The following is a 22,493-nucleotide window of genomic DNA, read 5'->3' on the forward strand; positions in this document are numbered from 1 at the left end:
AGAGAGAATGGGAATGAGCGCGGTCGTGGGACGCGGAAATTATATCAAAGCTGTAGTGAATGGCGGTTCCATCATGCAGCCCATCACCGAGCATAAGGGCTGCCGCGCTTCAACCAACACCGGGCCAGCGAGCTGCGGGTCGCAGGCCAGCCAAGGTAATCTGCCGATCGGGATCTGGGAAAAGGTCAAAAACCATCCCTGCTATAGCGAAGATGCGCACCATCATTACGCTCGCATGCATGTCGCGGTCGCGCCTGCTTGCAATATCCAGTGCAATTACTGCAACCGAAAATACGACTGCGCCAATGAATCGCGTCCCGGTGTGGTGAGCGAGAAACTCACCCCTGAGCAGGCGGCGAGAAAAGTGATCGCGGTCGCGACGACCATTCCGCAGATGACAGTCCTTGGCATCGCTGGTCCCGGCGATGCCCTGGCCAATCCAGCAAAGACGTTTAAAACGTTCGAGCTGGTCAGCCAGGCTGCTCCCGACATCAAGCTGTGTCTGTCAACCAACGGACTCGCACTGCCGGACTATGTCGATACCATCAAGAGGGCCAAAATTGACCACGTCACCATCACGATCAACATGGTCGATCCGGAAATCGGAGCCAAGATTTATCCGTGGATCTTCTTTAACCACAAGCGATACACCGGTATCGAGGCGGCAAGGATACTCACTGATCGCCAGCTGCAAGGCCTCGAGATGCTTAGCGAACGCGGCATTTTGTGCAAGATCAACTCGGTGATGATTCCCAACATCAACGATGATCATCTGGTCGAGGTGAGTAAGGCGGTCACGTCGCGCGGTGCCTTCCTTCACAATATCATGCCGCTGATCTCCGCGCCAGAGCACGGAACAGCATTTGGCCTCAACGGTCAGCGCGGCCCGACGGCGCAAGAATTGAAGGTGCTGCAAGATGCTTGTGAAGGGCAGATAAACATCATGCGGCATTGCCGCCAGTGTCGCGCTGATGCGGTCGGTCTACTCGGCGAGGATCGCAGCGCAGAGTTCACTAGTGATCAGGTGATGAAAATGGACGTCCAATATGACTTGGCAATGCGCAAGGCTTATCAGGAAAAGGTAGAGAATGAGCGCGTTTCCAAGGTCGCGGCCGGTCAAAAGGAGCTTGCGGGAGTTTCCGGAGAGATGAGCGCGATCACTCTTCTGGTGGCGGTTGCAACCAAGGGCTCCGGGTTGATCAACGAGCACTTTGGACATGCAAGGGAATTCCAAGTGTACGAACTTTCTACGTCCGGCGCCAAGTTCGTCGGCCTACGCCGTGTGGAGGTTTACTGCCAGGGCGGTTATGGCGAGGAAGATAGACTTTCCGCCGTTATGCGCGGCATCTGCGATTGCCATGCGGTATTCGTGGCTAAGATTGGCGGCTGCCCGAAAAGCAATCTCATAAAGGCAGGCATCGATCCGGTCGATCAATTCGCTCATGAGTTCATTGAGAAGTCAATGATCGCTTGGTTCAGATGCTATCTCGACAAGGTGAGCCGCGGGGAGATCCAGCACGTGCAGCGCCGCGACGCCACGAGTTGGCCGGCCGCTTCGATGTCTGCGGTGTAAGGGGGAATATGTGCCATTTAAGATCATTGCCTCGCAGTGTACGAGCTGCTCAGCCTGCGAACCTTTATGCCCAAACGTTGCTATCTCGGAGAAGGGGGGAAGCTTTGTCATTGAAGCGGCGAAATGCACCGAATGCATTGGCCATTTTGACGAGCCGCAATGTGCCGCCGCTTGTCCGGTCGACAATACCTGCGTGGTTGACACGTCGTTGCCTCGCTACCAAGCGCCAGTCTAAAACGTGAGGCCTCATGAGCGGCATGCCAGGACCTAGTGCTGAATATGTCGCAAGCGCCGCACGTTGGATTGCAGGTGCCGACGTTCGCTCTCCCTTATGGGCGGCGACTGCTCTGGATTACCGTGCGATAGTGCTATTGCTGGTCGGCAGCATGGCTCGGCGGCATTTTGGCGGTTCGAGCGCGCTTCGTGATGCCGAGGGGCGGCCTTCCAGGCCGCGATCGCGTTGTCGATGTGATTGACGATAGTGCGCGTGGGGGCCGAGCGATGCGGAATGTCGTCTGCGCGGGCTATGCGGCGTCCCTGCATCTCGGGAGCGAGCGATGCATGAGGAGCGGTATATGAACGGCATTCTTCGCGACACCGAGGTCGTGGAGCTCAGCGAGCCGCCCGTCTTCAGCTTTGGCCAGAAGCTTCGAGCCAATCGCACCATTCGCAATGATGGCACCTATCCCGGTAAGGAGATTGGCGACGTCTTAGTCAAGAAGGGGGAGGTGGGTTACGTCGTCTCGATCGGTACGTTCTTACAGCAATTCTACATCTACGGTGTGGAGTTTTTGGAAAGCGGCCGCCGCGTTGGCATGAAACGCAGGGAACTAGAGCCCGTGGATGCCTGCGAGGAAGTCGACGATTTGCCATTACCGGAGGAGTCATGACGGAGCAAGGTTTTCCGAAATATTGGCGGGGCCAGCGAGGCAAACTCGCCGTCGACCTCATCAAGGACCGCTCATTTACCAATGCGGAGCCGGACAGAGCTTTACTCGTCGCCAGAACGACCCGCCAGACCATCATCGATACTATCAATAACGAAGCTTATGAGCCGATCTTTATTGTGCGATTTTGGTGAGGAGCTGCTCATCTGCTGGTCTTCAAGAAGAAATCACGGTGCTTTGAAGGGAGGCTCTCACCATGAATGCCGCACTGATGAGGAAAGCAAAGACGGGGCTGGTGCCTCACCCCAACGAGCTTGATCGAAAACGGATCGAGCGCGGCTTGAGCGCGCGCAAGCGATATCTCTACGTCTCGCCAAACGTGACGCCCGTGAGGGGCGGTTACCTCATCGAGAGTCCCTGTTGCTCGCGCAGCATCGACAAGGATGGCGCTTTGGTCGACGTCGCGCTGATCCTTTATGATGCCGTGAGCGGGATCTGGAAGCTGTTTCACAAGAATCACACCGGGGGAGTCTGGGAATTTTACAGCCTTTATCATCGCTTGACTCCTGCAATCGACGAGTTGAATGCGGATCCCGAGCGCCTGTTCTGGCAATGAGGGGGCACCGTGTCCGAGGGATAGAGGAACCACAATGGGGCTCACGACGAAGGAATTGATCGAAATCGAACAACTGCTTGCTGCCGATGACATCGACATGGGGCACTTTGTTGAGCTGCGCCGCGGCTTTCCGCAGCTTGCTTGCGTGTGCGCTGTGATACGTCAAAGTTGTCGCGTCAGCCGTTCCAGCATGGCCAAAATGAATGTTGGCCGTTGAGCATTGAGCGAGCGGAATATGCGTAGTGCATTTTTAGCTTTCGATGAAATCCCAGAGTGGTGTCGAATGATCGAGCAACGTTAAGAGGCGCATCTGCAATCAGGCGAAGGTGTTAGGTCGCGTTATGTTGTAGCCGATGTGACAGAGGTGAGCTACTTGCATGCTCCCGGTTATGTTGGGGTGCACCTCACGCGATCGGAGCACTACGTCATTATCAATGATCTGCGCGGCCCACAGGTTGATACCGGTGCCCATACTGCCCGAACGCTTGCAACGCCACTAACTTATCGCCGCCCAACGACGCGGCTAGGGGTTCATTGAGGTGAGTTTAGGATTTTGTCATCGCGAGAGGTGAGCAAGCGGACCAAGAACTTCTGGTTTGTTGCGGCGTTGCCGAGCGGACGTCGTGATCCACACAATGCAGTAGGGTGCCGGATGCCCGCCGGAGACAAAGCATCTAGAAAGCCGCAAACAGAAATGTTCGAGGCGAGCGAGGAGAAGGCCTGCTCGATCATAGAGAAGTCTCGGCGTTCAAGGCGCGGTTTGAGTCAGGCGCCAAAGATGTCCGAAAGCAAGCACATTACATTCGAGATTGTCGGTGTCCAGCTCGTGGTCGTTAATGACTAAAGTAGGAAAGCGGTATGAACTCGCAAGAAATCATCATCCATGTCCGCTTCGCCCCGAACGGGCGGGTGATACAAATTAGCGAGCGTCCAGCAAAGCTCACTCCGAACCAATGGTTTGATGTCCTCAACACCCGCGCCAGCTCGGCCTATCGGCCGCTCGCTCGTGGCCGGGGGATGTTTCGGTTGAGACGGACTGCGGTCGATGCCTTCAAGCAGGAATCCACCGGGGCGGGATGAGCGAGCCGATTACCGGCGACTTAATGAGCGAGCAGATTGAATCAGTCGGGCCGAGGCCAACATTCTGACCGAGGCCATGGACTTTGGCCCCGTCTCGGATTGCTGCTAGGGGCGAGAAGCGCCGACGTTGTTGCGACTGCGCCAAATTGTGAGGCGCGGCGGTTGCGCATCTGGCGTGCTACTTGCTTTGGAGAACTCGATGATAAGTAAGTGGTGAATGAATAATGAGATCGGAATGACGGAAGAAGACGTTGGTATTGATAAGGAAGTGGCTTCGGATGCCAAGGCATCGATCGCTCATCTTCAGCGACGACAACGACTATGGCGCCCGCTCATTCCGGCTGCCTTCGCAAGGGGAGTGAGAATCATTAGTATCCATCGATCAATGGGGCCTTCAATCGTCAGACATTGTGGGCGACTATGTGCTCACACCTCATCCCTTCAGATAAAGTTCACAAGCGGAGGATAGCGCGTGAATTCAGAAATAGAATTTGATCTCCCTCAGCTCTATAGGCATCATGTTTTTGCGTGCAACACGCAGCGTCCGCCAAGCCATCCGCACGGCAGTTGCGGCGCCTCCGGCGCGCAAGCTCTCTGGGACCGAATGGGCAAGGCGATCGAAGCGCAAGGCCTCAACGATATTGGCTTCGCGACAGCGGGCTGCCTTGGCTTTTGTAACTCTGGTCCCTTGCTGGTTGTCTATCCCGACGGAGTCTGGTATCGCGCGACCACGCCTGAGGACGTTGACGAGATCGTCAATTCCCACCTCAAGCAGGGCAAGCGTGTCGACCGCCTTGTGATGGTGCTCAAGCGAAGCTAGAGGCGTCGCTTGGCGGCCACTTTGCCCGCGCTGGCAAGCATGAACGGCTTGCTCGTCCATGAGCCGGCCGTTGGGAGCTCAGATCGCTGAGGTTAACAGGGCACCCTGCACTCAGGAATCACAGCAGGTCATTGAGCTTGGCGCGGCGTAGCGATTTTTTGTAAGCCAAAATGGAAAAATGGCCCGTTGCAGCGCGCAACGGAACAGACATATGATCATTTGCTAGGGTCGATCACGTGCCGCGCGATCCTTAACTCGAGGCGCGCTCGATGCTGCAATGGTTCCCTCTCTTGCGAGCTGACGCGTCATTGACGCGTCAGCCGACGTCCTGCCAGAGTGCGGTGAGAGGAGGAGACGCGCTCGATGAGCCTGCTGCGTCCGAGTTGATCAAACGGAGTCTCCTTTCTGTCCCTGTTCTAGCGTCAGAACTTGTAAACGACGCCGCCGCTGACGAGCCATGGATCGATATTGGCGCGGCCGGTAACGGCAATCGCATTGTTTACGGTCGCCGAGTACTCCGGCCTCAGCCACAGCTTTTTCACGTCAAAGTTTAGGCCCCAGTGACGATCAAGCATGTAATCGAAGCCGAATTGGATCGCCGGGCCGAATTGGTTTCCGAGGTGTAGATCGGTGACGACAAGACCGGCGAGCGACGTGTTGGCTGCCGATTGGTTGAAGAATACAGTGTAGTTGATGCCCGCGCCGAGATAGGGCTTAAACGGCCCCAAATCGGTGAAGTGATATTGCAGGGTCAGCGTAGGCGGCAACAGCCAGGTTTTTCCGATATCGAGCCCAGTGAGCGCGCCATTGCCGCTGATGTGATGACTAGTTACGCCGAGAATGAGTTCAGCGGCTAAGTTGTTGGTGAAGAAATAGGTGATGTCGAGCTCTGGTATGATTTGATCGCTGATCGAAAGCCCAGAACTTGGTGATGAGAGCGATGGCGTCCTGGAAACGTTGACCGAACTGCCTGTGGTATCCGGCAAAACGCCGAGCACGCGCAAGCGGATCATCCATGGGTTGCGGGGTTCAATCGGGGGCGCTTTATAGTAGGCCGGCGTCGCATCCAGATCCGCACCACGTACCGAGTTGCTGGCCAACGAGGTCGCTGTTGCGAGGACCGATGCCATCGTCAGAACAGTTCTTGCTCTCATCGAATTCTCCATTCCAAAAGTCGCGCGAGAAGACGCGCAAGGTCTCTGTCCCACATTGCGATTGCCGAAGGATTTGATATCGATCAAATTGAGAGCGGCCGTTAGCGCAATCGTGCCGGTAAGTTGCATCAGGATCACGCCGGCGAAGCGCCGTAGTCAGTTCTGATCGTTAGTCAGTTCAAGAGGTCGTCTGAGCCGAGGCTCTTGAAGAGGCTGCCTCTCGGCTTGGTGCTCTGATCCAATCCAGGCCGCGGAAGTCATGCGTGGCAAAGCCAACAGCTGCAGGGAACTCTCTCGCGCGTCGCGAAGGCGGAGGGGCGACAGTCAAACGCGATATGGGCGATGCCTCCCTACGGAGTAGGCAGCCACGCGGGCCGTCTCAGCAGTGTGGTCCACTCGGTTACTACCCGTGCAAGTCGCCAGCGGAGCACGTCATTGTTTGCCTCGTTTGATGGCCTGGGAAACGCTCAGCGTTTCCTTACGGCTGCTGGCACTGCGTGCGGTTTGCTTCTTGCAAGCATCCCTCGAGCTCATCGTGAGGCTTGCGGCCAAGCAGCGACAGCATGGGCTCATGATCGAGTCCGGCACATCGTGCCCCGTCTACGTCAATCAGCGGTCGTCGTATCAGGCGCGGATCGCCTACCATCAGTGCGAGTGCGTTTGCAGCATCGACAGAATCGGGTTTTACTTCGCCTGACTTGATACGAGGCGCGGCTTGGTTGAACCAGGAGTCCACGGGCATATTGCGAAAGAAGCTGCGCAATTCGTCCGCATGCCATGGCTCCGTCAAGATGTCCTTGACGACCACGTCGTGGCCCGCGGATTGAAGCGCTTGAATCTGACGCGCATTTGTAGCACAGCCGGGCTTCTGATAGAAGATGATTGTCGCCACCGCAAACCTATGTGCGCGTACTGAGCTGAACGGATGGCGCGGCGCTACTGCATCCGACAGCCCATTTGAAATGCTTGTCGGTCATCTCCAATGTCAGCGCACCAGGCGCTGTACCGTATTTGCAACCCTGGCCGCTGCTACGCCGGGCTTCGAGCTCAACTGGCATATCCATTCTCCTCAAATCGCCTGGCTTGTGAGGGGAGCAGCATGTTCCGTTCCACAACTCGAGAGATCGGAATAGGTGCCAATTCCGCTTTTGGCGCTGACGTTTGTTGTTGTTTGTTCGATGTCCGACAGCCGTACAGTTTCTGTTAGATCTAAAACGGCCAACGATCACGCGCCAGCTGGTTGGGCTTTTGGAAACGCATTCAGAAGCTTAGGTACACGGTCAAGCGTTGGCACGGCCGTTGCTAATAAGCGGCAGCAACACTGAGTGAGGGCTGAGTGCAGGCCGACGCGTAAGGCGAGCGATGCGCTCCTTCCCTTCAACCCGTGTGCGCCCGCTTCTACGAGAGGAACAAGCTCGCGCGAGAAGCGCGCAGCTTTTGGATAATCGGTTGATGGAGAGCAACATGGCTTCACTAAGACAAATCGCGTTCTATGGGAAGGGCGGCATCGGGAAGTCCACCACTTCCCAGAACACGCTCGCGGCGCTGGCCGAGATGGGTCAGAAAATCCTGATCGTAGGGTGCGATCCGAAGGCGGACTCGACCCGGCTCATTCTGCACGCCAAGGCTCAAGACACGATTTTGAGCCTTGCCGCGAGCGCCGGCAGTGTGGAGGACCTCGAGCTCGAGGACGTAATGAAGGTCGGCTACAAGGACATTCGTTGTGTAGAGTCCGGTGGTCCTGAGCCAGGTGTCGGGTGCGCCGGCCGCGGAGTCATCACCTCGATCAATTTCCTGGAAGAGAACGGCGCCTACGAGAACATTGACTATGTCTCATACGATGTGCTTGGCGACGTCGTTTGCGGCGGTTTTGCGATGCCAATCCGCGAGAACAAGGCGCAGGAAATCTACATCGTGATGTCTGGTGAGATGATGGCGATGTATGCCGCAAACAACATTTCCAAGGGGATCTTGAAATACGCGAACTCTGGTGGGGTGCGGCTGGGCGGTCTGATCTGCAACGAGCGGCAGACCGACAAGGAACTGGAACTGGCGGAAGCGTTGGCCAAGAAGCTAGGAACTCAGCTGATTTACTTCGTGCCCCGCGACAACGTGGTGCAGCATGCAGAGCTACGCCGCATGACGGTGCTTGAATATGCGCCGGATTCCAAGCAGGCCGATCACTATCGGAAACTCGCGGCCAAGGTTCACAATAATGGCGGCAAAGGCATCATCCCAACCCCGATCTCAATGGATGAGCTCGAGGACATGCTGATGCAGCATGGCATTATGAAGCCCGTGGATGAATCAATCGTCGGAAAAACTGCCGCCGAACTCGCAGCCTCGTAAAAGTCGCGAGTCACAGCCTTGTAAAGGAGCGACAGATGCCGGTCTCCCTCATCACCCGTCCCGGGAGACCGGCATACTGAAAAACGACGGTCGCCAAAACCAGGGTGCGCCGTGACAAGCCTTGCATTGTGAAAACCTACAGAGTTATGTCCGAGCCGCACGTCCGTCCGTTCGTGGCTGCTTGTGCTGTTGACGCCAACAGCCAGTTGCACATGGGAATTACAACCTACCGTCTGCTCACCGGTGTGCCTCCTGCAGATGCCGATATCGCGAATGACAGCAATCTCGATCGTCATGTCCTGGCATCTATCCTGGCGGCTGCCACGATGGATGGTGGCTCCCTTCCTGAGAAAGTTGGCCTATCCGTCGTTGAACTGGCGGCCTTGCTGGAGCAGTACTTTCCTTCAACCGAGATCAAGGCCGCGGAGCAGGCCTCACCTTTCAGGTCGGAAGAGGACGAGGAGATCGTATTGCTTCGCGATCTGTTGCTCAAGCAACGCTCGACCGAAGGTGATATCGGCCGCTGGCTGGCCGCGATGATCGCGCGCCGCGCCATCGAGCCGGACCATCTGTGGGAAGCTCTCGGCTTGCGCAATCGTGGTGAACTCTCTCTGCTGCTGAGCCGGCATTTCGCGCCGCTCGCCGCGCGCAATGTCAATAATATGCGTTGGAAGCGCTTCTTCTACCGCATGCTTTGCGAGAATGAGGGCCTTGGCATGTGCACGACACCCGTGTGCACTCAATGTAACGACTTCAACATCTGTTTCGGTGAAGAAAGCGGTGAGAGCCGGATGGCCGAGCGCCGGCGCGATTTGCTGTTGCAGGCCGCAGCCTGGCCGGCTATGGCCAGTGGCCGGGCATTTGAAATGCCAGGAGAGTCCGCAACCGCACCGTCATCCGAGGAAGCCTCGCCGGATCTAGAGGCCGCGCGGGTGGGATGAGGGCGTTGGTGAGGCCATTTGGATGCGAGCGATGGCCATGTGTCCAAGGCGGCAGGATCGAGTGCTCCGCTACAGTTCTCACGTCCTGGCGAGCCGCAATTGCTAACGTTTGAACTCGGCGTAGCAACACGCAAGGCGTCCGCTTCATAACCTGTCGCATTTGCGACAATTCATTTGCTCAAGAAGGTCGAGGGCGTAGGCGGTATGCGTCAATGGGTTGGCCGGGACGGCAGGCTGGCATGCTGGTTGCTGAAGCGTAGGTAGGTCAAACAATGGGGAGCTCTCGCGTGATTGCCGCCAGCACCGCCGCCAAATCGTCTTGGTCCGACCAGGTGCGCCCCAAGCCCACCGTGCTCAACGACACGACATTGCGCGACGGCGAGCAGGCACCTGGCGTTGCGTTCACCACAGAGGAAAAGCTAACGATCGCGCAGTCGCTAGCGCGGGCCGGAGTCACGGAGATCGAGGCGGGAACGCCAGCGATGGGCAACGAGGAGATCGCCGCCATCCGCGCCATTGTTGAAGCAGATCTTCCGCTGACCACCATAGGCTGGTGCCGGATGCGGGAATCTGATGTCGACGCGGCGATCGAAGCAAAGGTGTCCATGATCAATATGTCGATCCCGACCTCCGATGTCCAGATCGCGGCCAAGCTCGGTGGTCATCGGGACCTGGCGCTAGAACGGTTGAAGCGAGTGGTGGGCTATGCCTGTGAGCGCGGACTAGAGGTCGCCGTCGGTGGTGAGGACTCCTCCCGCGCCGACATTGATTTTCTCATAAGGCTGATGGCGACGGCAAAGGCCGCGGGCGCGCGTCGCTTTCGTATTGCAGATACGCTCAGTGTGCTCGATCCCGATGGAACGTACGCGCTGGTCGGAAATTTGCGGGCGACTACCGATCTCGAACTTGAATTTCACGGTCACGATGATCTAGGACTCGCAACCGCGAACACGCTCTCCGCCATCAGGGCTGGCGCGAGCCACGCCTCAGTGACCGTCATCGGGCTGGGCGAGCGGGCCGGAAATGCACCGCTCGAGGAAATCGCGGTCGCTCTCAAGCAGCTCTACGGGCGCGAGACCGGCATCATACTCCCGGAGCTCGAGAACGTCGCCACGGTAGTAGCAGCCGCGGCCGCACGTGCGATTCCTATGAACAAGGCGATCGTCGGACAGCATGTATTTACGCACGAATCCGGCATTCATGTCGCTGGCCTCTTGAAGGATCAACGCACCTATCAATCGCTTGATCCCGTTTTGCTTGGCCGCTGCAACCGCTTTGTGTTCGGCAAGCATTCCGGACTTGCGGCGATCACCGCGTTACTCGATGAACTGCAGCTCGTCGCCAGCGACGATCAAGCCAGGCAGATCCTGTCGCAAGTCCGAAAATATGCCATCGAGCACAAGCTGCCGGTCGAGCGCGAAACCGTGGCGGCGATCTGGCGCGACGTGTGCGGATGCCTGGCCACCCACCCTGTGTGAAAAGACAGCAACGCTTGCGTCGACCTTTCGCAAACCGATGCGCCGCAAGGACAGTGTCCGATGTCGCTGATGGCGCGAGCGGCGTCCAGCTTTCGCACGTCAGATCCCCTGGCGCGATCTCACCTCCAGATCTTACTTCCCGTTCCGCCATACATGCTGTGATCTCCTACCCAATGACGAGCCGTCCCCGGACTGCCAATCGGCATCTTCTCGCGCGGCTGATTTCCGGTCCGACAACCGCCCTGAGGAGCGTCAACCTAGATCGTGGTTTGGCCATTGATCCCGGATCTTCATCGGGACTGGCTTCGTCACCGGCGGACCTGCCGATCTGGGCGGCGAAGTTGAGAGCACCGCTTTCCGGAGTCAGGCTGTTGCGACGCGCTCCAGCTGTGCGAGGCAGGACCGCAGCAGTCAACAGGCTGCCACCCCATCACATTGACCGTCCAGAGCTAATTCGAAGGACAATTTTCGATGATCAACTCATCCCCGACAGCCAGTATACTGGTTCGGCTCCGCAAGGCCTCGTCGGCAGAGGATTTTTTTTCGCTGCTAGGCGTCGATTACGACCCTAATATCGTGAATGTCGCGCGCCTTCACATCTTAAAGCGCATGGGACAATACTTCGCCCAAGAACAATTTGCTGGTGCCGCAGAGCCGGAAATCAGAGCTCGATGCAAGGCGATGTTGGAACAGGCCTATGCAGATTTCGTGGCATCGTCACCGATCCAGGAGCGGGTGTTCAAGGTTTTGAAGGATGCCGTTGCAGACTCTAGGAAGCCTGCGGCCTTTGTCCCCTTGAGCGAGCTGAAGTGACCTAGCATTCCACTGTAAGCGAAGTCTGCCCGACGGACGCCGAGGCGCTCCGTTAATGCGGGCTTTCTATTTCTCGGGCCCAAGTCTCTGCAGCCATGTCCCGAGCAACGATTGTCGTATTCCCCCCCATGTCTGAATTGTTTGGTTCGTGACTATGCTATCAGCAGCTGTTTGAAGTGTCGCACAAGCCATTACTTCCCACCGACTTTCGATCGTCTTTGCAGCTGGTACGACACTTGCCTGTTGTCCTGCTGATCCGATCATCGATGCCGACAGATGGTAGCGTCCGCGATCACTTTGAAGGAGGAGCCATGATGCTGCTTTTGCTGCCTGCCGAGCCGCCCTGCGCCATCGTATTGAGGCGTACGATCCCGGCAGGTCCCTTCGCAACGGTCTTTAACGCGGTCGTAGGTTCGTAGCGACGGTGAGACGGTGGTCAATGAATAAGTGTCCCCTTCGTGCTACTCCTGTGGCGGGTATGCACAGCAGCATCCACATCAAATCGGCTCCCGATTTCGCTCAGAGTTGTCTGTATCTCATGGCGGATAGAAACTACGCCACGAAGAGCGGTAGCATCGACCCATACGGACTGCTAGCTCTGGAGGCGCGGCGAACGGACTCGTCAACTAGGCCTGGGAGCGGCCATTCAGAATCAGCACGGCGTCCTGGCCAGCCGCGGTGGCGCTCGTCGAACCCGGCGCGCAAGGGTTCAGTTTGCAAGATCTCTTTAAAATCCGGCCGAACGGGTACGTCTATTGCGACGACGCGTGTTGTTGTGCGACCGGTGCGAGCACGCAGGCGCGCAGGGCAGCCAGCCACTTGTTGACCAAAAGTGAACTTCAGTTAACGAGAGCGAAGAAGCAACCGTGGCGCGGGCGCGCCTATCGTTGAGAGGAATTTAGACTATGAGCAACGTCAGCAAAGCGGCCATGCCACCGGGAGCCGGCCGCGGAGCAGCCAAGAAAGCACTGCCGGAGCACTTCAAGTCCTACAAGCACGTCTGGGTCTTCGTCGAGCTGGAGCGTGGCCAAGTGCATCCCGTTTCCTGGGAGCTCATGGGTGCGGGGCGCGGCCTTGCCGACAAGCTAAAGGTGAATCTTGCCGCCGTTGTTATCGGTCCGGAGGGGCAGCACACACGTAACGCAGCACTCGAAGCCTTCTGCTATGGCGCCGATCTGGCCTATCTCGTGAGCGACAATGTTTTGTCGGATTACCGCAATGAATCCTATACCAAAGCGCTAACCGAACTCGTTAACACTTACAAGCCTGAGATATTGCTGTTGGGTGCGACGACGCTCGGTCGCGATCTCGCAGGTTCCGTGGCGACAACTCTGTCGACGGGGCTCACTGCCGACTGCACCGCGCTGGACGTGGACACCGATGGTTCGCTCGCGGCGACGCGTCCAACCTTTGGCGGCTCGCTGCTCTGCACAATCTATACCTTGAATTATCGTCCGCAGATGGCCACGGTCCGTCCGCGGGTCATGCCGATGCCTGAACGCGTTATGCGCGATGCCGCTCGTATCATCGTGCATCCGCTCGGCCTTGTCGAAGACGATATAGTCACAAAAGTGTTGTCGTTCCTACCCGACCGCGATGCAGAAACGTCCAATCTCGCCTATGCCGATGTGGTGGTTGCAGGCGGCCTGGGACTGGGATCGCCTGAGAATTTTCGCTTGGTGCGCGAGCTTGCAACTCTGCTTGGCGCTGAATATGGCTGCTCGCGTCCGCTCGTGCAAAAAGGATGGGTTACGCCGGACCGGCAAATCGGCCAGACCGGCAAGACCATCCGGCCGAAGCTCTATATTGCCGCGGGCATTTCCGGTGCGATCCAGCACCGAGTTGGCGTCGAGGGTGCGGATCTGATCGTGGCCGTCAATACTGACAAGAACGCTCCGATCTTTGACTTCGCCCACCTCGCGATCGTCAGCGATGCCATGCAATTGTTACCGGCGCTGACGACCGCATTTCGCGCGCGGCTTTTACCCGATTCGCGCGCGCGGATTGCGGTCTAGAGGAGATGATGATGATTGAAGAGAGATTCGATGCGATCGTGGTCGGCGCCGGTATGGCAGGCAACGCGGCTGCATTGACGATGGCCAAACGCGGCATGAAGGTGTTGCAGCTCGAGCGGGGCGAATATCCTGGATCGAAGAATGTGCAGGGCGCCATCCTCTATGCCGACATGATGGAAAAGCTGGTCCCCGAGTTTCGAGAGGAGGCGCCGCTCGAACGTCACCTGATCGAACAGCGCTTCTGGATGATGGACGATCGCTCTCATGTGGGCATGCATTACCGTTCGGAGGACTTTAACGAAGAGCGGCCGAACCGCTATACGATTATACGCGCTCAGTTTGACAAATGGTTCTCTTCCAAGGTGCGGGAGGCTGGGGCAATCGTGCTGTGCGAGACAACCGTCACCGAGCTTGCCCGCGACGGTCGCGGAAGGATCGTCGGTGTTCGTACAGATCGCCGAGACGGCGAAATACATGCCGATGTCGTCGTGCTGGCCGAGGGGGTCAATGGTCTGCTAGGCACGCGTGCGGGTCTGCGGGCGCGCCCGACACCCGACAACGTTGCGCTTGCGGTGAAGGAAATGCACTTCTTGCCTCGCGAGACCATCGAGGCTCGATTCAATCTCAAGGGCGATGAAGGCGTCGTGATCGAGGCGGTCGGTACCATTTCCCGCGGCATGACCGGGATGGGTTTCATCTACGCCAATAAAGAGTGCATTTCGCTTGGCATCGGTTGTCTCGTCGCCGACTTCCAGCGCACGGGCCAAACGCCGTACGGCCTGCTCGATCATTTCAAGAGGCATCCCTCTGTGGCGCCCTTAATAGCAGGGTCCGAAGTCAAGGAATATTCGGCGCATCTCATTCCTGAAGGCGGTTATAAGTCGATCCCGCAGCTTTATGGGGAAGGCTGGGTGGTAGTGGGCGATGCGGCCCAGCTCAACAATGCCATTCATCGTGAAGGCTCCAATCTCGCGATGACTTCCGGCCGCATCGCCGCCGAAGCGATAGGTCTGGTCAAATCGCGCGGCGAGCCGATGAGCGCAACGAATCTATCGGTCTACAAGAAGATGTTGGACGATTCCTTCGTCATCAAAGATTTAAGGAAGTACAAGGACTTGCCGCCCCTGATGCATACCCAGTCAGAAAACTTCTTTCTTACCTATCCGCAGCTCATCTCCAAAGCGATGCAGAACTTTGTGCGCGTCGATGGTACGCCCAAGGCTGAGAAGGAACAGGCGACCCTGAAATCCTTTGTCAAGGCGCGGTCATGGACAGGTCTGTTCGGGGATGCTTGTCGTATCGCCCGTGCCTGGCGCTGAGAGTAATAGCGTGACGTCCAACAATGGAAGCCCAAAGCATGAATGTCGAACCCTCCGTGCGCGTCGAAGACAAGCTGTATTACAACCGTTATCTTGTCGACGTCGGTCACCCTCACGTCAAGGTCCGTGCGCACAAGACGCCATCGCCCCAGCTCCTGGCACTTTTGAAGGCCTGCCCCGCGCGATGCTACGAGCTCAACGACGACGGCCAAGTCGAGGTAGCGGTTGACGGCTGCATCGAATGCGGTACCTGCCGCGTGATCGCCGAGCCGACCGGCGACATCCAATGGAGCCATCCGCGCGGTGGATATGGCATTCTGTTCAAGTTTGGCTGATGATGGGACGCTGGGTCGTGGTGGGACCAACGTTAGGCGTAATCTCACTGTATCTGTGGCGCGTTCGCCGTCACTTGGATGCCGCCGGGTATTCGAGCAAACACCCGTCATGGGGACGCTGTGCAAGCATGACTCGTAGATATCACGCTCGTTCGGAAGCTGCATAGTGCTGGTTGTGGCGCCACTGAGTAGCGCCACAATTTCGTGGTCCGGATGGCAGAGGAAAGATCAGTCTCCCGCCTGAGGGGAGACAGGCCCAGCGGCCTCGATTGCGATTGCCACTGACTGTATGATCGCAGCAAAGCGCACGGCGGTCTGGATCGCTTCCGAATTGACGCCCGCGGCTCCCAGTGTCTTCTCATGAGCATCGATGCAGGCACCGCAGCCGTTTATGGAGGAGACGGCAAGAGACCACAGCTCGAAATCTGTCTTGTCCACGTCGGGATTGCGGGTCACGTCCATACGCAGCCGCGGCGGCATCGTCTTGTATTCCGGGTTGGAAGCGAGGTGAGCGAAGCGGTAGTAGACGTTGTTCATTGCCACTACTGACGCCGCGGCTTTCGCTGCGGCGATCGCTACAGATGGCATCACGGCCGAGGCTGCCGATTCCACCGCGGCAATCAGGGCTGAGTTGCGGGTGGCAACCGCGCTCGCCACCAGCACCCCGTATTTTCGTTGCGGCGAAAGCGTCTCATCGGCCACCAAGGAGGTCAAGTTAAGCCTTACATCCTCCGCGAAATCGGGAATCCTGTCGTATATTTGTTCGATCGACGACATGCGGCGTCAAGCAACTTTCAATGTTTCGCCGCCGATTTCCCGGTTGCAGGGGCAGAGCTCGTCGGTTTGCAGCGCGTCCAGAACGCGGAGTGTGTCCTTAGGACTACGCCCGACACTGAGATTCGTCGCATAGACGTGCTGGATCGTGTTGTAGGGGTCAACAATAAAGGTGTAACGATAAGCAACCCCTTCGGGTGAACGCACACCAAGACCATCGACGAGCGTTCCCTTTGTGTCGGCAAACTGCCAGATTGGTAGATTGTGCAGGTCGACATGCGAGCGCCGCCAAGCGAGCTTGCAGAACTCGTTGTCAGTCGAACCACCCAGTACAACCGCATCACGGTCAGCGAATTCCTTGGAAAGGCGGGCAAACTCAGCGATCTCCGTCGGGCAGACGAAGGTAAAGTCCTTGGGATAGAAGAAGATGATTTTCCATTTTTCCGGAAAGCTCATTTCGGTCAGCGTCTCAAATGCACTCTGTCCCTCTTCTTCCTGCGCTTCAAAACCGGGCTTCACGCCTGTGATTTCGAACGGCGGCAACTGACTTCCAATTCCGAGCATGCTGTCCTCACAAACTGTCTTTTCGTAGATCGTGACCTCACTAGTGGAGCAAAGTGTATGCCACCCGTTCTTAGGACGGGAATTATTCGTAACACAGACCAGCCCAGCGGCATGGTTACCGGCGTGCTCGCGCGCTTGGTGCCTCGATCAGCACGAAGCTGACGGTCGTCTGGAGCACCACTGCTCGCACAACGCGTTGGGGCCAACCTGAGAAACACTCCATATGCCAGCAAACGAATGGCTACGATCGCGATGCCTTTGAGCTCGACGGTACGCGGGGGCAGGCTAGGAGGTTGGCGGGGAGACGGCAGCCAGACCTGAACCGTAGCAATGTCGTTCTCGACTGGCGGGCACTAGGGAGCCGACAAGGGGGAGCGTCGACTTGGGCTGTTTAGCGAACGAAGCTTGTTGAACTGCGACTTTTCGCCATTGAAGGTCCTCAATCGGCACGTTCGCAAGGCATCAACGTGGCGCAGGAGCGAACGCCAGAGCTAAGGCCGCCTCCGGAGATGGCGAAGGGAGCCCGATGGCGATTTCAAAGCCGACGTGCTCGGCAGCCTCGATCTCACCCTCAAGTGGTCCGGTATCGTTGTGACCAATAGCGCTTCTGCCGCGCGCCAGGTGGTTGAGATATCGAACAACCGCTGCTCCGAAAGCCGACGACCCAGAGGCGGATCGTGCCAACGCTCGCGGTGAGGCTCGTTAGTCGGCAACGCATGTTTTTCGGAACGTCTGTTTGGATTGGTACGCCTCAGGTTATGTAACGAATTCGGCGCGCAGGCCCCGGCCAGCTGCTGCTCGTTGATTGGCGAATTTGCCGATCGCGAGGAAATCGATCTTGTTGCCAAGACCCCTGGAAAAGGCGCCTGCGGCCTCAGCAAGCCCGTTTATGACAAGACGGCTAGGCTGCCGAGTGGTTGGAAAAGTCGAGATCTCTTCTCTCCTCGCGACGTCGATTACGAGCATAATGTGCGTGCCATTTGCTCGCCTCGAGTGTCGCTGCGCCTGCCGCCGATGCCTACGCCTTGATGCGCGACATCCTGAGGCAAGTCGGCCAGTAGCCTATCGACATCGTCTTTTGGAAGGTGGAGAACTGCCCACGACACTATTCGTATCTTTCATCTGGATTCTCGATCACGGCCGGGATCTTGTCGGCTTTATTCTCGCATCCGGGCATAGCTGTCGAAACTGCTCATGCCGGATGCGGCAGGCGTTGCAACCAATCGCTCGGCAGCCCGAGCGGAACCGCGCGCGCGATCTCTGCGAATACTTCCGCTCCAATGCTGAGCCGTAGTGCATCAAAGGAGCGGCGCGTGATGCGCGCCAAAAGCGGCACGCTAGAACGGCCGATTTCAAGGGTCAGAACCAAGGTGACCTCAGCCTCGTCGTGCGGCAGAGAGGCTGTTATGCGTGCTGGAAATACATTCAGGACTGAGCTTGCGCGCGGAGGCTCGCACGCAATGCTGACGTCACCGGCAGCGATGCGCAGTCGCAGCTGCGTGCCCGGTCTAAGCGGCACTCCAGGTATCAGAAAGCGCGCAGCTTTGAGGCGGAGCATGACCAGCCCATAGCGCCCGTCATAACCGCCGACCACCGTATCAAGACAGACTGCCGCTTCGCCGCGCCTGGCAAGCGCCGGATCGCTCTGCACCGCATTGAGCGGACCGGCAGCAGTCACGGTGCCATCTCTCATCATGACGAGATGATCGGCAATACGCTCGATATCAGCGATGTCATGGCTGAAGTAGATCATCGGCAATGGAAGCGTTTGTCGCATGCGCTCGATAAATGGCAGGATCTCACTCTTGGCGGAGCGGTCGCGCAAAAGAAGCGGATCGTCCAGCAAGAGTAGCCGAGGCTGGCCTAGCAGCGCGCTGCCAAGGGCAAGTCGTTGTCGCTCGACCTCGGAAAGATGTGAGGGCGCACGCTCGAGCAGTGGGGCCAAGGCGAGCAATTCGACAACACCATCAAAATCGATCAGTGTCGGTTCCGATTTTGACGCGTTGTACAGAAGGGTGCGCCGTACAGACGAATGAGGCGAGAGAATCGGAAGCTGAAAGACATATGCGACGCGGCGGATGTTAGACCGTCGAAACGTCGTCTCATCCTGCCAAATCTCCCCGTCAATCGCACAAAATCCATTCGGTAGACGCTGCACGCCAGCGATGCAGCGCGCGAGCGTGGTTTTGCCGCACCCAGGTGGGCCAAAAATCGCTGTGACGCCTTTGGCGGGCAGCCTGAATTGCGCATCCAGCGGAATACTCGCGATAGAGCCGCTGAAGGCAACTTCGATATAGCCCTTTTTGGCTTCTCTGATGAACCTACGCATGGGTTGTTTCTCATTGAGCCACGATCCCCACTGGCTGCAATGGAGGTGATCGCCATATCTCCGACCATCCAGTCTATTCCGCTCCGTTCCAGCACGGTGTTTCAGCTCGCGTGAGGGCATAAGGTGGGAGGGCGGACTGCAGATCGGTTTCAAGACCGGAGTCTGTTGAGCATCTCCGAGCCGCTAGGGGCCTGGCAATCGGCCGCTGTCCCGTGCGCGTCCCACTAAGAGGTAAGCGGCTTTCCGGAGCGAGGTTGTCAGTCTGCTTAACGGTCCGAGGGCTTCTGCTGAATGTTCGAATGGCGCGGCTTGAGAGGTGTGCCGGTAAAGATGTCGGATCACATCCGGGCTGGATACTGGCTCCGGGTACAAAGTTGGCCTCAAGTATCCCACAGCTTCGGGAGCTGTTTTGAAGTGGGCACGCGTCGCCATAATCGTGGCCGTTGCACTCTCAGGTGCGAGCAGCACCAACGCCAGATCGATCAGAATGAATCGAATAAGCCTCATCGGACCCTCGGCTCCGCCGCCACCGCTTCCATCGCGACAACTGGCTGATCCTTACCCAGCAATCCGTGTGCCGTTTCAAGGAATACCTGGGCGGCTAGTAGCAACCCAAGCTTGGTATCGGTTTCCACCCAGCGTCTTAAATCGTTGCATCTTATTGTAGGACTTTGGATGGTCGCGTCACCAACCGCACATGTAGGAGCTACGAGATGGGGAAGATGCGACGATACCTTTCGCAGAGGACATGGTGCTTGGCGAATATGCGGCAGCGCTCAAAGCGCTTGAATCGACCGTAACGTCAGGTTGTAGGCATTGCGAAGCTGAACGCCATATTGGGAGCCAGCATCTGCAAGGCACTAAACGGCCGATCTCTGTTGTTTCTCTGTCTTCGCAATGTGCGTTGCGCGTCCGGGACGATGATTCGCGCCGCGGTAATCATTGCGTCGGCCACGGAACAGCGCGCCAGTGGCTGCCTAGGCGCTCCAATCCGGTAAACGGATCCCCCTCGCGGAATAGAAAATAGTAAAGCATATGCGGATTAAGAGAGGTGTGGTGAATCAAGGGCGACGAATGGGCTGGACTTGCAATGCGCATCGCTGTGCAGGCACCCTCGCTGCCATCGCGATCGCAGCGACGTGGTGCACAGCATACGCTCACGCGCGAGATCATCGAGCCGAGGAAGTCTTAGTGTCGTGCAAACCAGACATGATCCGCTTCTGTGACCGCTTTACAGGCCGGAGCGATGTTGACGTGGCCATTTTTTGTCTTAGGGACAATTTCAAAAACTTGCGCCGCGAATGCCGACGCATGATGCCAACTGCGGCGAACGGAAGCGGCGAACCGAGGCAACCTCTGAACCGGCGTCCCGTAGGCCTTCATCGAGAGTGAGGCGCGGCAGTTGCGGACTCGAGCGATAGTGATGTGCTCAGACTGACCGGCGCTCGGGTCTGGTCAACTTGGTGGCTGAAGGTCGACCGTGCTGGAGCATCAGCCCGCCAAGGCGCAGTTCAACTACCTGAGGGCTGATCCGTGAATCGATTGGCTCGATCAGCAGTGCGCCCACCCGTGTTACGAGGTTGTAGCGCGTCCCGAATTGCGACTTCGTACTGCAGATTTTGCACTTTATTCAGCGCTGCAGCATTCGGCGATTACGAGGCTTTCGTGAGAGGGGCTATCGGTCGCTGTAAGTGGTCCGACGGACAATCTGCGTCGGCTGTAGAAGTAGTGGGCCGGACATATGCAGCAAATTTACTGCTTACCGATCTATGGTGTTGTGGTCGGCGAATAGGTATTGTGGTCAGGTGGCTAAGTCGGGTCCGCGGTATTCCTTGGATTTTTCAGCTTGGGATTACGTTCGGCTGGACCGCCGGGCTCAAGGCAACAGATTGAGCTAGGAAACTCGTTTGTTGGCCGCTGATCGACTTCCCGACGGCGATGCTTGATGCGTAGGGGCGTTCTCGACGACCGCTTCAGGGGAATCGCTTTGCCCGATCGCGGTGCTCTTGACTGAATACACTTTAGAGCTCAAGGCCAAAGGAAACGCCGTCGACAAAAGCCCTTCAAACGCAGAAACCTGTTCAAGTAGGCGCTTCTCTAGGGCCTTGCGCTCCGCGCCAGGCAGGCCAGTGTTAAGTAATCGACGGCAGCGCCAGATTTCGTTTCGCAGCCATCTGATCTCACTTAGTGTATCATCAATCGAAGTCATCACAGATTTTCGTTCCTTATCAAGCATGGCAATCGTCGTCGAGCGGCCATCCATCGGCTCCGCATTCCTGCCGAATAATTGAGCCGAGGACTTGCGACTTCCCGCCCGGTCGCCCCCGACGCGGCGAGCCGTTCGATGTATGTAACTCTTAGCGATAAATATCACCCTACACTGCTCGTGTGACGAGAAATCGCGGTAGATCCTCGCGTTTTCACGGCGCCGCAATCGTGTGTCCTGCACAATTCCAGCGCTCCACAGGATTGGTGTGGCCGGAGAGCAGTTAATAGATCCGCCTGCTAGGGGCATTCGCAAATCGCTTACTCGATAAATAATCTATGGGCGAGGTGGACCTCATCCACAATATGGGAAAGCATGGGAACGAAGTTTAAGGAAGGCCAGTCAGACTGCGATCCACGGCACACACCAGCCAACTAAAGACACGAACGCGAGGTTGGGATCTTGGTAATCCGAGGCAAAATGTCGGCTAGCCGCAGTGTCGAGCCGAATGAGCATTCTAGAGGCGGTCGTTGCCATCGACATCCGCTAGGCACGCCTCAGAAGACCCGATTTATTGGCTTGAATCTCACGCTGCGACAGGTTGTTGGATTGCTGATGCGTAAACGATAAGGCCCGCTTGGAACGCGTTGACGTCGTTCGGAAATGGAGTTGGCGAGGACTGCCTATTGATTCTCCAGTTGGCTCGCTTGAAGACCAGCCGCTCGGATTCGACGCGACCTTGATATTTTGCCCACTGGGCGCGCCGCCGCGCCACCTCGGGATGATCGCGTTCGCCAGCCGCCGCGCTTTTTTTGAAGCTGAGCTTCTCGGCATGCACGAAGTCCCTCACCGAATGGTAGTCGACCTTCAGGCCGCGTCCGGCAAGCTCGACAACGAGCCCTCTTATGGTGAAATGGCCGTTCTTGATCCGTTAGGGCAGCCAAACCGCGTGGTCTCCCGAAACCGCCTTCGGCTTATGACCGCCCATCTGGCCAGGTTCAACGCTGCCGGTCTCCTCAACACGCTGCATCCAGCCGATGGCCGTGCTGATCGCCACTCCCAACTGTTTGGCCGCCTGATTGCGGGGACATCCCGCCCTCGATCGCGGCCACCACACGCTTACGAAGATCCAGAGAATAAGGCTTGCCCATCCATGCTGGCCTCCAACCAGCCAGAATGGTGAAACAGAAACACACTGATTTGGTAATCCCAAATCCATTCAGCTTAAACCCATCCCGCT

21 protein-coding genes and 2 pseudogenes are annotated in these 22,493 nt (G+C 57.4%); 15 read left to right on the plus strand and 8 right to left on the minus strand.

Annotated elements, in window-relative coordinates; all coding sequences use genetic code 11:
• The first annotated feature begins 13 nt into the window (after positions 1-13).
• The 8 genes from nifB (at position 14) to A5906_RS35055 (ending at position 4,976) form a co-directional block, all read left to right on the plus strand.
• Complete coding sequence (nifB, locus tag A5906_RS35020) at positions 14-1,573, plus strand: nitrogenase cofactor biosynthesis protein NifB (RefSeq protein ID WP_080139686.1); 1,560 nt, start codon at positions 14-16, stop codon at positions 1,571-1,573.
• A gap of 10 nt (positions 1,574-1,583) precedes the next feature.
• On the plus strand, positions 1,584-1,808 hold the full coding sequence (locus tag A5906_RS35025) for a 4Fe-4S binding protein (protein WP_080139663.1): 225 nt from the start codon (positions 1,584-1,586) through the stop codon (positions 1,806-1,808).
• A 340-nt stretch (positions 1,809-2,148) separates the two neighbouring features.
• Positions 2,149-2,463: a nitrogen fixation protein NifZ gene (locus A5906_RS35030; protein WP_080139687.1), complete on the plus strand. Its 315-nt coding sequence runs from the start codon at positions 2,149-2,151 to the stop codon at positions 2,461-2,463.
• Complete coding sequence (locus tag A5906_RS35035; RefSeq protein ID WP_080139664.1) at positions 2,460-2,654, plus strand: hypothetical protein; 195 nt, start codon at positions 2,460-2,462, stop codon at positions 2,652-2,654. Before A5906_RS35030 ends, A5906_RS35035 begins: the two co-directional genes overlap by 4 nt.
• A 62-nt stretch (positions 2,655-2,716) precedes the next feature.
• Positions 2,717-3,076, plus strand: coding sequence for a DUF3024 domain-containing protein (locus A5906_RS35040; RefSeq protein WP_080139665.1), 360 nt, complete (start codon positions 2,717-2,719; stop codon positions 3,074-3,076).
• 34 nt (positions 3,077-3,110) lie between these two features.
• Positions 3,111-3,293 carry a hypothetical protein gene (locus A5906_RS35045; RefSeq protein WP_080139666.1) on the plus strand — a complete coding sequence of 61 codons (183 nt, stop codon included), beginning with the start codon at positions 3,111-3,113 and terminating at the stop codon, positions 3,291-3,293.
• Between the two features lie 641 nt (positions 3,294-3,934).
• Entirely contained in the window at positions 3,935-4,156 is a 222-nt protein-coding gene (locus tag A5906_RS35050) for a hypothetical protein (protein WP_080139667.1), read from the plus strand.
• A 472-nt stretch (positions 4,157-4,628) separates the two neighbouring features.
• Entirely contained in the window at positions 4,629-4,976 is a 348-nt protein-coding gene (locus A5906_RS35055) for a (2Fe-2S) ferredoxin domain-containing protein (RefSeq protein WP_080139668.1), read from the plus strand.
• 422 nt (positions 4,977-5,398) lie between these two features.
• Here the strand turns inward: A5906_RS35055 and A5906_RS35060 are convergent, their stop codons facing one another.
• Positions 5,399-6,142: an OmpW/AlkL family protein gene (locus tag A5906_RS35060; protein ID WP_186465188.1), complete on the minus strand. Its 744-nt coding sequence runs from the start codon at positions 6,140-6,142 to the stop codon at positions 5,399-5,401.
• Positions 6,143-6,608: 466 nt separating this feature from the next.
• Positions 6,609-7,022 carry an ArsC/Spx/MgsR family protein gene (locus tag A5906_RS35065; RefSeq protein ID WP_080139670.1) on the minus strand — a complete coding sequence of 138 codons (414 nt, stop codon included), beginning with the start codon at positions 7,020-7,022 and terminating at the stop codon, positions 6,609-6,611.
• A gap of 572 nt (positions 7,023-7,594) precedes the next feature.
• On the opposite strand from A5906_RS35065, the gene nifH reads away from it, so the two are divergent.
• The 7 genes from nifH (at position 7,595) to A5906_RS35100 (ending at position 15,380) form a co-directional block, all read left to right on the plus strand.
• Positions 7,595-8,479, plus strand: coding sequence for a nitrogenase iron protein (nifH, locus tag A5906_RS35070; RefSeq protein ID WP_080139688.1), 885 nt, complete (start codon positions 7,595-7,597; stop codon positions 8,477-8,479).
• A gap of 146 nt (positions 8,480-8,625) precedes the next feature.
• On the plus strand, positions 8,626-9,420 hold the full coding sequence (locus A5906_RS35075; RefSeq protein WP_186465184.1) for a nitrogen fixation protein NifQ: 795 nt from the start codon (positions 8,626-8,628) through the stop codon (positions 9,418-9,420).
• 287 nt (positions 9,421-9,707) lie between these two features.
• Positions 9,708-10,898 (plus strand): homocitrate synthase, encoded by a 1,191-nt coding sequence (gene nifV, locus A5906_RS35080; protein WP_430642437.1) that lies wholly within the window; start codon positions 9,708-9,710, stop codon positions 10,896-10,898.
• A 471-nt stretch (positions 10,899-11,369) separates the two neighbouring features.
• Positions 11,370-11,711 carry a nitrogenase stabilizing/protective protein NifW gene (gene nifW / locus A5906_RS35085; protein ID WP_080139671.1) on the plus strand — a complete coding sequence of 114 codons (342 nt, stop codon included), beginning with the start codon at positions 11,370-11,372 and terminating at the stop codon, positions 11,709-11,711.
• A gap of 905 nt (positions 11,712-12,616) precedes the next feature.
• A complete protein-coding gene (locus tag A5906_RS35090) occupies positions 12,617-13,726 on the plus strand; it encodes an electron transfer flavoprotein subunit alpha/FixB family protein (RefSeq protein WP_080139672.1) in 1,110 nt (369 codons plus the stop codon).
• A gap of 11 nt (positions 13,727-13,737) precedes the next feature.
• Complete coding sequence (locus A5906_RS35095; protein ID WP_080139691.1) at positions 13,738-15,045, plus strand: FAD-dependent oxidoreductase; 1,308 nt, start codon at positions 13,738-13,740, stop codon at positions 15,043-15,045.
• Between the two features lie 38 nt (positions 15,046-15,083).
• A complete protein-coding gene (locus A5906_RS35100) occupies positions 15,084-15,380 on the plus strand; it encodes a ferredoxin family protein (RefSeq protein WP_080139673.1) in 297 nt (98 codons plus the stop codon).
• Positions 15,381-15,608: 228 nt separating this feature from the next.
• On the opposite strand, the gene ahpD is transcribed toward A5906_RS35100, so the two are convergent.
• The 6 genes and pseudogenes from ahpD to A5906_RS45595 all read right to left on the minus strand — a co-directional run.
• Positions 15,609-16,157: an alkylhydroperoxidase, AhpD family gene (ahpD, locus tag A5906_RS35105; protein ID WP_080139674.1), complete on the minus strand. Its 549-nt coding sequence runs from the start codon at positions 16,155-16,157 to the stop codon at positions 15,609-15,611.
• A gap of 6 nt (positions 16,158-16,163) precedes the next feature.
• Positions 16,164-16,718: a peroxiredoxin gene (locus A5906_RS35110; protein WP_080139675.1), complete on the minus strand. Its 555-nt coding sequence runs from the start codon at positions 16,716-16,718 to the stop codon at positions 16,164-16,166.
• A gap of 756 nt (positions 16,719-17,474) precedes the next feature.
• Positions 17,475-17,705, minus strand: a pseudogene (locus tag A5906_RS46520) (DUF2478 domain-containing protein); the annotation flags it as partial.
• A 205-nt stretch (positions 17,706-17,910) separates the two neighbouring features.
• Positions 17,911-19,047, minus strand: coding sequence for a molybdenum ABC transporter ATP-binding protein (modC, locus tag A5906_RS35115; protein WP_080139676.1), 1,137 nt, complete (start codon positions 19,045-19,047; stop codon positions 17,911-17,913).
• 1,894 nt (positions 19,048-20,941) lie between these two features.
• Positions 20,942-21,310 (minus strand): hypothetical protein, encoded by a 369-nt coding sequence (locus tag A5906_RS35125; protein ID WP_245327059.1) that lies wholly within the window; start codon positions 21,308-21,310, stop codon positions 20,942-20,944.
• Positions 21,311-21,947: 637 nt separating this feature from the next.
• A pseudogene (locus tag A5906_RS45595) lies at positions 21,948-22,404 on the minus strand (transposase); the annotation flags it as partial.
• Positions 22,405-22,493 lie beyond the last annotated feature (89 nt).

The sequence above is a fragment of the Bradyrhizobium sacchari genome (genome assembly GCF_002068095.1).
In the GTDB taxonomy this organism is placed as follows: Bacteria; Pseudomonadota; Alphaproteobacteria; order Rhizobiales; family Xanthobacteraceae; genus Bradyrhizobium; species Bradyrhizobium sacchari.